11 protein-coding genes are annotated in these 12,073 nt (G+C 53.9%); 6 read left to right on the top strand and 5 right to left on the bottom strand.

All coding sequences use genetic code 11. The features are described from left to right. Window positions 1–141 precede the first annotated feature (141 nt). Together ACVKSX_RS03010 and zntB are read left to right on the top strand one after the other, a co-directional pair. On the top strand, window positions 142–1,761 hold the full coding sequence (locus tag ACVKSX_RS03010; RefSeq protein WP_354438322.1) for a peptide ABC transporter substrate-binding protein: 1,620 nt from the start codon (window positions 142–144) through the stop codon (window positions 1,759–1,761). 117 nt (window positions 1,762–1,878) lie between these two features. Further along, window positions 1,879–2,862, top strand: a complete 984-nt coding sequence (zntB, locus tag ACVKSX_RS03015) for a zinc transporter ZntB (RefSeq protein WP_010244630.1) — start codon at window positions 1,879–1,881, stop codon at window positions 2,860–2,862. Between the two features lie 486 nt (window positions 2,863–3,348). On the opposite strand, the gene ttcA is transcribed toward zntB, so the two are convergent. From ttcA to ACVKSX_RS03030, 3 genes are all read right to left on the bottom strand, one after another. Next, entirely contained in the window at window positions 3,349–4,284 is a 936-nt protein-coding gene (gene ttcA / locus ACVKSX_RS03020; protein WP_354438323.1) for a tRNA 2-thiocytidine(32) synthetase TtcA, read from the bottom strand. Between the two features lie 1,154 nt (window positions 4,285–5,438). After that, window positions 5,439–5,699, bottom strand: coding sequence for a hypothetical protein (locus ACVKSX_RS03025; RefSeq protein WP_163639309.1), 261 nt, complete (start codon window positions 5,697–5,699; stop codon window positions 5,439–5,441). Between the two features lie 213 nt (window positions 5,700–5,912). Continuing rightward, entirely contained in the window at window positions 5,913–6,569 is a 657-nt protein-coding gene (locus ACVKSX_RS03030) for an MgtC/SapB family protein (RefSeq protein ID WP_010670214.1), read from the bottom strand. A gap of 184 nt (window positions 6,570–6,753) precedes the next feature. Between ACVKSX_RS03030 and ACVKSX_RS03035 the strand changes: the two genes are divergently transcribed. Beyond that, window positions 6,754–7,029 carry a putative hemolysin gene (locus tag ACVKSX_RS03035; protein ID WP_003853763.1) on the top strand — a complete coding sequence of 92 codons (276 nt, stop codon included), beginning with the start codon at window positions 6,754–6,756 and terminating at the stop codon, window positions 7,027–7,029. 31 nt (window positions 7,030–7,060) lie between these two features. Here the strand turns inward: ACVKSX_RS03035 and ACVKSX_RS03040 are convergent, their stop codons facing one another. Next, window positions 7,061–8,053: a 2-hydroxyacid dehydrogenase gene (locus ACVKSX_RS03040; protein WP_010244644.1), complete on the bottom strand. Its 993-nt coding sequence runs from the start codon at window positions 8,051–8,053 to the stop codon at window positions 7,061–7,063. A 146-nt stretch (window positions 8,054–8,199) separates the two neighbouring features. Between ACVKSX_RS03040 and ACVKSX_RS03045 the strand changes: the two genes are divergently transcribed. From ACVKSX_RS03045 to ACVKSX_RS03055, 3 genes are read left to right on the top strand one after another with little or no spacing between them, the layout of a single operon-like run. Beyond that, the gene (locus ACVKSX_RS03045) at window positions 8,200–10,830 is read left to right on the top strand and encodes a YdbH family protein (RefSeq protein ID WP_307379785.1); all 2,631 of its coding nucleotides are present in this window, start codon (window positions 8,200–8,202) and stop codon (window positions 10,828–10,830) included. Further along, window positions 10,827–11,015 carry a YnbE family lipoprotein gene (locus ACVKSX_RS03050; protein ID WP_009090058.1) on the top strand — a complete coding sequence of 63 codons (189 nt, stop codon included), beginning with the start codon at window positions 10,827–10,829 and terminating at the stop codon, window positions 11,013–11,015. Before ACVKSX_RS03045 ends, ACVKSX_RS03050 begins: the two co-directional genes overlap by 4 nt. A gap of 11 nt (window positions 11,016–11,026) precedes the next feature. Next, window positions 11,027–11,365 (top strand): YdbL family protein, encoded by a 339-nt coding sequence (locus tag ACVKSX_RS03055; RefSeq protein WP_010244649.1) that lies wholly within the window; start codon window positions 11,027–11,029, stop codon window positions 11,363–11,365. A 64-nt stretch (window positions 11,366–11,429) separates the two neighbouring features. Here ACVKSX_RS03055 and azoR read toward each other — a convergent pair whose 3' ends face one another. After that, a complete protein-coding gene (gene azoR, locus ACVKSX_RS03060; RefSeq protein WP_010244651.1) occupies window positions 11,430–12,029 on the bottom strand; it encodes an FMN-dependent NADH-azoreductase in 600 nt (199 codons plus the stop codon). Between the last annotated feature and the right edge of the window lie 44 nt (window positions 12,030–12,073).

The following is a 12,073-nucleotide window of genomic DNA, read 5'->3' on the forward strand; positions in this document are numbered from 1 at the left end:
CAAAGGGTTTTACTAAAAGTAGCGGAAAAGCCGTGCGCGGAAAATAGCTATTTATCTGTCAGCCATTTGCGCTAAAGTGCCCTGCACAAGTTGCATCGGCAACAGACTGATGCAGCGCTTCTTTGGGGTAAAGGAGTGATAATGGTCAAGACCTTTCGCATGACGCTGGCAGCAATCAGCCTGAGCAGCATCATCACACCCGCCATCGCGGCGAATCCACCCGCTGGCGCACAGCTGGCTGAACAGCAGCAGATCGTTCGCCATATTAAAGATGAACCCGCTTCGCTCGATCCGCTTAAAGCGGTAGGACTGCCTGAAATTCAGGTGATACGCGATCTGTTTGAAGGGCTGACCAATCAGGATTCGCAGGGCAAAATCGTGCCGGGCGTGGCGCAGAGCTGGAGCAGCAGTGATAACAAAACCTGGGTCTTTACGCTGCGTAATAACGCGCGCTGGTCGAACGGTGATCCGGTCACGGCTCAGGATTTTGTCTACAGCTGGCAGCGCCTGGTCGATCCGAAAAACAGTTCAGCCTTTGCCTGGTTCGCGGGCTTAAGCGGTATTCAAAATGCGGCAGCGATAACCAAAGGCGAAATGACGCCCGACAAGCTGGGTGTGGTCGCACAGAGTAAAAACCAGCTTAAGGTGACGCTGGATCGTCCGGTGCCGTGGTTTCCGGCGCTGGTGGCTAACGTGGCGCTTTTCCCGGTGCCGCAGAAAATTATTGCGCAACAGGGTGACAGCTGGACGTCACCCGGCAAACTGGTGGGCAACGGGGCCTATCAGCTCAGCGAACGCGTAGTGAACGAAAAAATCGTACTGACACGTAATCCTCACTACTGGGATGATGCCCATTCGGTGCTGACGAAAGTGACTTTTGTGCCGATTAATGAAGAGTCGAGCGCCACTAAACGTTATCGATCCAACGATATTGATATCACCGAATCCTTCCCGAAAAACATGTATGCGCTACTGAAGAAAACTCTGCCCGGAGAGGTCTACACACCTGACCAGTTAGGCACCTATTACTACGCGTTTAACACGCAGAAAGGGCCGACGGCCGATGTGCGGGTTCGCAAAGCGCTCTCCTGGTCTATCGACCGGAAAGTGATTGCTGAAAAAGTGCTGGGCACCGGTGAGAAACCGGCGTGGCACTTTACGCCAGATGTGACAGCAGGCTTTAAGCCATTGCCCACATTCATGCAACAGCACGATCAGAACAGCCTGAATGCACAGGCTAAATCGCTGCTCGCTGCTGCCGGTTACGGTCCCGGCAAGCCGCTGAAACTCAAACTGCTCTACAACACCTCTGAGAGCCACCAGAAGATTGCGATTGCTGTGGCCTCAATGTGGAAAAAGAACCTCGGTGTGGATGTCACGCTGGAGAACCAGGAGTGGAAAACCTATATCGACAGCCGTAACAGCGGAAACTTCGATGTGATCCGCGCCTCGTGGGTCGGTGACTACAATGAACCCTCCACTTTCCTTAATCTGCTGACGTCGGGCAACAGCAGCAACATCGCGCGCTTTAGCAACGCGGATTATGATGCGGTTATCGCCAAAGCCAGCCGGGAGACCAGCGATCAGGTACGTAACAGCGATTACAACCGTGCCGAGCAGATCCTGGCTGAGCAGGCCCCGATCGCCCCCATCTATCAGTACACCAATGGCCGCCTGATTAAACCCTGGGTCAAAGGCTATCCCATCACTAACCCTGAAGATGTCGCCTACAGTCGCGAACTGTGGATTGAAAAGCACTGAGTGCAGGTGGCCGGTCAACCGGCCACCCTCTGACATCTTTCTACACAGCCCGGAGATTGCAACTCAACACCGTCACGCTAGACTGTATCGTATTGATTTTAGTGGTGAGGCGACGGTGTGGACGTAATTGAAGGAAAAGCGTTACAGGTTTCAGATGCCATAATTTCCTGCCAGCTGGATGGCAAGGGCGGGATGATCCCGATTGCTGAAGATGAAGTCATCCAGTGTGAGCAGCCCTGCTGGCTCCATCTGAACTATACCCACCGTAAGAGCGCGGAATGGCTGCAGTCGACGACACAAATCCCTGATGCCGTGCGAGACGCCTTAGCGGGCGACAGTATGCGTCCACGCGTCAGCCGGCTGGGCGACGGCTTTATGATCGTGCTGCGCAGCGTCAACCACAACAGCGATGCGCGTCGCGACCAGCTGGTGGTGATGCGGGTGTTTATCAACGATAAACTCATCGTCTCGACCCGGCGGCGTAAAGTTTCTGCCGTCGATGAAGTCCTCACGGATTTGCAGAATGGTAACGGCCCGATTGACTGCGGCAGCTGGCTGGTCGATATCTGTGATGCCCTGACCGATCACACCAGCGAGTTTATCGAAGATTTACATGACAAAATCATTGAGCTGGAAGATGCGCTGCTTGACCAGCGGATGCCGGCACGAGGCGAACTCGGCCTGCTGCGCAAACAGCTGATTGTGATGCGGCGGTATATGGCACCGCAGCGGGATGTCTATGCGCGGCTGGCCAGTGAAAAACTGGCCTGGATGGATGACACCGAACGCCGCCGGATGCAGGAAATCGCCGATCGGCTGGGACGCGGGCTGGATGATCTGGATGCGGGGGTGGCGCGTACCGCGATTCTGGCTGATGAGGTTGCTTCTGCGATGGCGGAGTCGATGAACCGACGTACCTACACCATGTCACTGATGGCGATGATTTTTCTGCCAGCCACCTTCCTGACCGGCCTGTTTGGCGTCAACCTGGGGGGTATTCCAGGCGGCGAATGGCGATACGGTTTCTCTATCTTCTGTCTGCTGCTGGTGGCACTGGCCGTCGGGGTAGCGGGATACCTGCGCAAGCGGCGCTGGCTCTAACGTTATGCGTAGCGTATCGGTTATCTGAGCTGAAAATCCCGTAAAGGACGCAAAAGCTGATCGACATCAAGAACCCATTGTCGCTGCTGACGCAAACTCTCTCTCGCAGGTGAATGCAACGTCAAGCGATGGGCGTTGCGCTCCATATTGTCTTACTTCCTAATTTAGAATTAATGCATAGCACATTTAATTCGAAACATGCCGGCCCGTGTGCCGGCTTTTTTTTTGCCCGCCTGGCTGTAACGCCGTTCCTTACCTAAGCTTAAAGTCCATTCGCAACAAAAGGAGTACGGCATGAGCGCGATTCTTAACAGCGAGCCGATCCCCACGGATCCGATCCCGATTCCTGAGCCTATTCCTCAGCCACAACCCCAGCCTGATCCGCCGACAGATCCGGAATTTCCGCCGATAATGGATCCACCACCGCATCGCAACATATAAAAAAAGGGCGTGCTGCCAGCAGCACGCCCTTAACGCTTCCAGCACTTATTTAATCTGAATCACATCCAGACGCGCGCTGGTATCCGGGGCATCCTCTTCATCAGCCCGCCAGCCAACAGGCTGCAGCGGCAGAGATTCCCGGTCAAAGGCGAGATCCCCGCCGTCAACCACCGCATCGCCATGCTTAATGCCTTTAAAATCGAACAGGTTGATATCCGCCATATGTGACGGCACCACATTCTGCATCGCGCTGAACATGGTTTCGATACGGCCAGGATAGCGCTTATCCCAGTCTCGCAGCATATCGGCTACCACCTGACGCTGCAGGTTCGGCTGAGAACCGCAGAGGTTACACGGAATAATAGGGAACTGACGCGCTTCTGAGAAGCGGATGATATCTTTCTCGCGGCAGTAAGCCAGCGGACGGATCACAATCTGCTTGCCATCGTCGCTCATCAGCTTTGGCGGCATGCCTTTCATTTTTCCGCCGTAAAACATGTTCAGGAACAGCGTCTGCAGAATGTCATCGCGATGGTGGCCCAGCGCAATTTTAGTACAGCCCAGCTCAGTCGCGACGCGATAGAGAATGCCACGGCGCAGGCGCGAGCAGAGTGAGCAGGTGGTTTTGCCTTCCGGGATCTTATCTTTGACGATGGAGTAGGTATCTTCTTCGATAATCCGATACTCAATGCCCTGCGACTCGAGATATTCCGGCAGGATATGCTCAGGGAAGCCCGGCTGTTTCTGGTCGAGGTTAACGGCAATCAGGCTGAAGTTGACCGGCGCACTTTTTTGCAGACTGCGCAAAATTTCCAGCATGGTGTAGCTGTCTTTGCCGCCCGACAGGCAGACCATGATGCGGTCGCCTTCTTCAATCATATTAAAATCTGCAATGGCTTCGCCAACGTTACGACGCAGACGTTTTTGCAGTTTATTGAGGTTGTACTGTTCTTTCTTGTCAACCGTTTGATTATCTTGCATTTTTACCTATCTCAAAATCCAGAAAGCGTAGCTAAAGGGCCAATTGCCGTGCGCGTTCAGCCAGACACTTCACTGCGGTGTCACGAATATGCTGCGTATGGTACGGATTGTTGACGCGAATGCCAGTACTGGAGTGAAGTAATCAGCCGATAGCCGCCCTGGGAATCCGGCAGAGACTACCCGTTAAGGGAGCAGCGACATAAATCGATGCGGCGGTACTCAGTGAAAAAAGAGGGCAGGCCTTAACAGGTCATTACCCAAAAATTGCGGGCTGAGACAACACGAACAGAGTTCAACTATGCGATGTCAGCTGGCTGGCACCTCTTTCCACTGGCAATCGATTTCATCATTGTGCGCAGAACAGGATGGCAATGATGCCTGGTAAGCATCAGCCCGCGCATTCTCTTTTTTTGCCGCACAACCCGCAGTCATAAAAATGATTGAGATAATTAACAGATATTTCATCAGAGCGACCAGTTAACAAAAAAAAGAGCATGCACCGCTATTAATCAATCATGCCTAAACGGCGTTCTTTTTATGCTTATCTGATTTGAGAATTTCCTTCGAATTGTTGCTATAAATCTGCAGGTAATTAAATATCCTGATGCATTGTTAATTTTATTATCGCCTGAATCTGAAAAACGCTGCTGTTGAATATGCGTTGACACTGCCGGGTTATAATTGGGAATGCGTAAGATGCACAGGCATCAGTGTTTTTTGTATCCCATTAAATCTGAATCGATTTTACTGGCACATATCGCCACGTCCAAAACTGTTGCTTTTCAAAGCAGACGGGTGAAATTAAAGCCATTAAAGTGAATGTGAAAGTTAAAAAGGGCGGCTTTAATTTTTACACTCATAACTGTTTTTCCTGAGAGACTTGCTGTGACTTCATCGTTCCGCACATCATGGTAATGCGGGCAGCGTAACAAATCGTTAAATTGCTGGCTATATAGGTGAATAAGGACGGAGCAAACTTTAAATTCGATGAGACATCCGGTAAACACTCACGATATAAAAAATTATGGTGTCCGATTTATATTGACGCTGATACTCTTTTTACTCTGCTATGTTGCAGTCATGTATTGCGGCGTTTTGTTGCTGGTAAACCGACACGGATTACTGCATTTCCTGCTGCACTGAATTTATTATTGCTAGCCGCAGGCTTTAAAAATCCAGCGATAAGCATGATGTAAAAAATGTCTGAGCATTTCCAGCAAACTTTCAGCGCCTTCCCCCACCAGACACTGTCCGGTCTCAAGCGCATTATTTACGGAATTACGATGATCCAGGATCATCATGATGGTCATAGCGCCCGCAATCAGCGTAAAGATAAGCATGCTCAGTACCGGCCAGCTACTTTTACGTACAGAAGCGGACAGGGTTTCGTCACGATGGTCAGAGTTCTGGCGCATTTTTCACCGGATAAATGGTTACCTTAATAAACAATCACGGATTATGACATTAATTCCCGGCGGGCTCTATATCTCAGGTCAGGCTGCATGATGATGATAATAGATGAATCTGATGGAGAGGGCAGAAGGCAGTGCATACCGATAACTCCCTTCTGCAACGTCCTGGCGCTGAACGGCCTGTGTTCAGCAGGAATGATCTTTATGGAAAGGAATTTACATCATCTCCAGCGACTGAACTCCTTTGATCTCCATGACCTTATCGTAGAGGTGAGCATCGTTTGATTTGCGGGACAGCGTTACCTGAACGCTGAGCTCACACAGACCACTCTCCTCATCCCGATTAATCACCGTCACATTGCCATAGCGAATGCCTTCCCGCTGCATGACCAGCAGCACCAGCGGCACACTTTTGGGCTTAAGAAAAACCAGCAGCGTATGATGTTTACCGATGAGAAAATGGCTCAGGCGGCGGAAGACTTCCAGCACCACCAGTGCCAGCACTGTGCCATAAATGCCTATCTCATACATGCCGCTACCAATCACCAGACCAATCGCCGCAGTCACCCATAATCCCGCCGCCGTGGTTAAGCCTTTCACCACCTGCTTCTGAATCATAATGGTGCCTGCGCCAAGGAAACCCATGCCGCTGACTACCTGGGCAGCAATACGGCTGGGATCCAGTGCTACATGTTCGCTGTTGAGCATATCGGCGAAGCCATATTTCGATACCAGCATAAACATCGCACTGCCGATACCGACCAGAATATGGGTACGCAGTCCCGCTTCTTTGGCCCGCATCTGGCGCTCCATGCCGATCAGGCCGCCGAGAATACCGGCCAGCGCTATGCGAATTAACATATCCATTAACATGGCTTTACTCCGAATTAATAAGGGCCAAAAAAGAGTGGCAGTTCAGCGATAACAGGTAAACAAGATAATTCTGCTTGCAAATGACGCCGGAGAATTTTGTAAAAAGCTGTTTCACCTCTCGACCCGTTGTGCTGCCTGACATATGCTGAGCCAGCCTTTTCCCCCACTTCCCGGAGTCCGACTGATGAAAGCAGCCACCTTTTTGCTGGCCGGTGCCGCGTTATTACTCTCTGCCTGCAGCAGCAACAGTGATGATAACGAGCCACCACAACAAGCCACCGCCGCCCACATCCAGCCACGGGTGGTGATGTCTTCCCTGGCAGAAAGCACCTGTTCGAACGCGGGCGGAACGCTGGCATTTTCGCATCAGCTGGATGGATCGAGAGTGGGGATGTGTCAGTTAGTGAATGGCCGTCGCTGTGATGAGCAGGCATTAATTGGCGGGAATTGCGCGCGCTGATGATCAGGCCGGATTGCTCCGGCCCGCACAGTCAGGCAGAGAGTCGGTTCGGGCAGTTTTCACCGCGGTCGAGCTGGCTGAGATTATTCAGTGTCGTTTCAGAAATGGCGGTCAGCGCTTCGGCGGTTAAAAACGCCTGATGGCCGGTGAACAACACGTTATGGCACGCCGACAGACGGCGGAACACATCGTCCTGAATCACATCATTCGACTTATCTTCAAAGAACAGATCACGTTCATTCTCATAAACATCCATGCCGAGCGCGCCGATTTTCTGCTGTTTCAGCGCGTCAATCGCCGCCTGTGAATCAATCAGACCACCCCGACTGGTGTTGATAACCATCACCCCATCACGCATCTGTTTAAACGCATCGGCGTTGAGCAGATGATGATTCTCCGGCGTCAGCGGACAGTGCAGGGTAATGACGTGGGATTCAGCAAACAGCGTCTTCAGATCAACATATTCCGCGCCCAGTTCCAGCGCCTGCTCACTCGGGTAGGGATCATACGCCAGCAGCCGCATACCAAAACCTTTCAGAATCCGCATCGTCGCGATCCCGATTTTACCGGTACCGATAACACCCGCGGTTTTGTTATGCATGTTAAAACCGGTCAGGCCGTCGAGCGAAAAGTTTGCGTCACGGGTACGCTGATAAGCGCGATGAATACGGCGATTCAGGGTCATCATCAGGCCGATAGTATGTTCAGCGACCGCTTCCGGTGAGTAGGCCGGCACGCGCACCACTTCCAGACCCAGCTCTTTTGCAGCAGCCAGATCAACATTATTGAAACCGGCACAGCGCAGCGCGATGTATTTCACACCCAGCCCGGCCAGCTCTTCCAGCACCGGGCGACTGCCGTCATCGTTTACAAAGATACAGACAGCATCGCAACCCACAGCGGTTTTGGCGGTGCTTTCAGAGAGTAAAAAGTCAAAAAACACCAGTTCAAAGCCGAACTGCTGATTGACCTGCTCAAGATATTTCTGATCGTAATGTTTGGTGCTGTAAACCGCGATTTTCATCGTTGTGCTCCTGCAGAGGTGATAGAGCAAGGATAACGTTTTCTGACTGACTTTGCTGAAACAGCTGACTTGTGTCCGGCGCAGACCTTCACCTCTGGCAGATTACATGCCATCATCGTTGTCAGGATACTGTAAGGAAAAGGATTATGGCTTTTATGCCACGGATGTTCCGGCGACGGCTGGCCGCCATTCTGGCGCTGATTCTGCTGCTGCTCGGCCTGATCTTGACTGTCACGCAATGGCTGCCGCGGCTGGTCGGCATCTGGCTACCTGAAGATACCCGCATTGAGCTGTCGGGCGCACCGCGCTGGCGGGAGGGTGGCCTGTGGTTGCCACAACTTCGTTATCTCGCAGGGGATTGCTCCCTGGCAACGGTAAAGGCGGTGTCACTGGGCTGGCATCAGTCGCGCTGGAAACTGAATGCGTCAGAGCTGACGCTGGATAGCACCTGCCTGCAAAAATTACCTGCCAGTGATGGCAGCACGGCAGCCCCCAAAACGCTGGCCGAATGGCAGGCAATGCTGCCTGGCGCCGACGTTCATCTGGGCAAATTAATTGTTACGCCGTGGCAGACGTATGCGGGCGCGCTGGATCTGACGCTGGAAAAAGATCGTCAGCAACTCAGTTATCAGGGCGATAATCTGCAGCTGGCGGCAACGCTGACCGGTCAGCAGCTCGCTATCAGTCGCCTGACGCTCACCCATCCTGCACTTCCTGAACCCGTCACGCTGAGTGGTCATCTGGCGTTACCCACCTTTGCCACTGATCTGCCGGTGAACGGCGAGGTGACCGGACAGCTGGCGCTGGACGCGCTGCCGCATCCCCTGAAGCTGACGCTTAACTGGCAGCAGCAGCAGGGCGAGCTACGCGTGGCAATGGCCGAAGTGACCAGGCCGCTTCTCAGACTGACGTGGCAGATCAGCCGCGATCAGATTCGGATTGAAAAGGGCGAATACTTCTGGCCGCTGGAGGCTCAGCCGCTATCAGGGTTTGTTAACCTGACGCTGGATAACTGGCAGTCTGGCCTTGAAAGTAGCGAGATTAGCGGTCGCGTTAACCTGCTGACCCAGGGACGCGGCGGCAAGGGCAACGTGGTGCTCGGCGTCGGTCCCGGCAACCTCAGCCTGACCAACAGCAACCTGCCGTTTCAGCTAACCGGCGAAAGCAAGCTGGCCGACCTGCAACTTTACGGCTCCATTCCGGGCGTGCTCAGCGGCTCGATCCTCGATCCTCAACTGGTGCTGCAACCTAAATCGCTGCTGCGCCTGCGGGGCCGGTTGCTGTCAACGCTGGAAGTGGACGAAGCGCGCTGGCCGCTGGCGGGCGTACGACTCTCCTCGCAGGGTATTGATGGCCGCCTGCAGGCCATTCTGAATGCGCACGATGCCAGTTTTGGCCGCTTCCGGTTGCATCTCGATGGCCGCGCCAATGATTTCTGGCCCGATAAGGGCGAATGGAACTGGCGCTACTGGGGAGGTGGCGAGATGCTGCCGCTGCAGGCGCGCTGGGATGTTAAAGGCACGGGCGGCTGGCACGATACCCTGATCCATCTGGATACCTTGTCCACCGGTTTTAATCAGCTGGCGTATGGCAGTGTCAACGTTGCAAAACCGCGTCTGACACTGACTAAACCGGTAAACTGGCAGCGTGATGCGGCGCATCCGGCGTTCAATGGGCATTTCCGCCTGCAGGCAGGAGAGACCCGCTTCAGCTATGGCGGACATCTGGCAGATTCCACGCTCGACTTTGAGGCTAAAGGTCGTGATCCCGGCTATTTTATCTGGCGAGGCAGTTTACAAGCGGGCAAGGTTGGCCCGCTGCGGGTTAACGGCCGCTGGGATGGCGAACGGCTGCGCGGCCAGGCCTGGTGGCCGGCACAGTCGCTGACGGTGTTTCAGCCGTTGCTCAGCCCCGACATGAAAATGCAGATCCAGGGCGGTAGTTTGCAGGCACAGGTCGCTTTTTCCGCCGCAAGTGAACAGGGTTTCCAGGCGGGAGGCCACTGGACGGTAAAACAGGGCAGCATCTGGACGCCTGACAGCCAGGTTAACGGTATCGACTTCTCGCTGCCGTTCAGATTCCATGAGCAGCAATGGCAGTTTGGTCAGCATGGCCCGGTATCACTGCGCATTGCCGAGGTTAAGAACCAGTTTGCGATGCAGAATATTCGCGCTGACCTGCAGGGTAACTGGCCGTGGTCCGAACAGGCGCCGCTGACGTTGCAGGATGTCAGCCTTGATCTGCTGGGCGGACAAATTACGCTGCCCGCTTTGCGCATGCCGCAGCATGAGCCAGCCCGGGTGTCGCTGCGCAATATCAGCCTCAGCGAGCTGGTGACGGCGCTGAAACCTAAACAGTTTGCCATGTCGGGCAAGGTCAACGGTGAGCTGCCGCTGTGGCTCAATAATCCACACTGGCTGGTGGAGAAAGGGTGGATTGCCAACAGCGGTCCGCTGACCTTCCGGCTGGATAAAGATATGGCGGATGCGATTACCCGCAATAACGTGGCGACGGGCGCCGCGCTGGACTGGTTACGCTATATGGAAGTCTCCCGCAGCTGGGCCACGATCAATCTGGATAATCTTGGCGACCTCACTATGGAGGCGCAGGTGCAGGGCGTCAGCCAGTTCAGTAACCGTCGTCAGACGGTTAATCTCAACTATCATCATCAGGAAAACCTGTTTCAGCTCTGGCGCAGCCTGCGCTTTGGCGATAATTTGCAATCCTGGTTAGAGCAACATGCGAATTTGCCATCCAACAAGGACACTTCACCATGAGCCTGAGGGCACTACTGGTTCTGGCAGCCGGACTGCTGAGCATCGGCTGCGTGCCGCGCATTGAAGTCACGGCACCTAAAGATCCCATCACCATCAACATGAACGTGAAAATCGAACATGAGATCCACATCAAAGTCGATAAAGACGTGGAAGCGCTACTGAAAAACCAGAGCGGTCTGTTCTGAGGAGAGCAACGATGAAACGCATAAGCGCGGTGCTGTTCCTCGCCCTGACGATGGCGCAGCCTGCCTGGGCACTGACGCTGGATCAGGCGCGGCAATCGGGGCGGGCAGGTGAAACGCTCTCCGGCTATCTGGCGGCACGTGCGCAGGATAGTGAAACGCTGGCACTGGTGCAGCGTATTAATGCCGGACGTCAGCAGGAGTATCAGCGACTGGCAGAACAGAATAATCTCTCCACGGCCGATGTCGCCAGTATTGCCGGACAGAAGCTGGTGAGCCGTGCGGCAGCGGGGGAATATGTGCGCGGCATTAACGGTCAGTGGCTGAGAAAAACGGCAGAGAGCAGTCAGTAACCGGCGAAAAAAAACCGGGCGCATGGCCCGGTCTTTTACAGCGTCATCCTGAGATGAGTGAGACTTATGCCGTCACGATCTGCTTGATAGCGTCTTTCGCTTCAGCGGTCGCTTTGCTGGCCACTTCCGGACCGTAAGCGATGCCTTCAGCAAACACGAACTCAACGTCAGTGATGCCGATGAAGCCCAGGAACAGCTTGACGTAAGGGGTCAGCAGGTCAGTTGGGGTATCTTTATGAATGCCGCCACGGCTGGAGATAACGACTGCCGTTTTGCCTTTAACCAGACCTTCCGGGCCTGCTTCGGTGTAGCGGAACGTCACGCCAGCACGGGCAATCAGGTCGAAATAGTTTTTCAGCTGCGTCGGGATGTTGAAGTTGTACATTGGCGCGGCAATCACCACTTCATCATGAGCCTGCAGTTCTGCAATCAGTTCATCCGACAGGTCCAGAGCCTCCTGCTGACGAGGTGACAGCGGGGTATCAGAGGGACGCATTGCACCCACTAACTCGCCATCCAGTACCGGGATCGGGTTAGCCGCCAGGTCACGGACGGTAACCTCTTTACCCTGGGCCTTTGCCTGTTCGATGTAGAAGTCAGCGAGCTGGCTTGATTGTGAGTAGCCTGCAAGAATGCTTGATTTCAGAACTAAAACTTTGCTCATGGTGGTTTCCTGTCTGTTACGCGGAAGACTTTCCGCTCAATGGT

This window comes from Pantoea sp. PvP021, assembly GCF_054056055.1.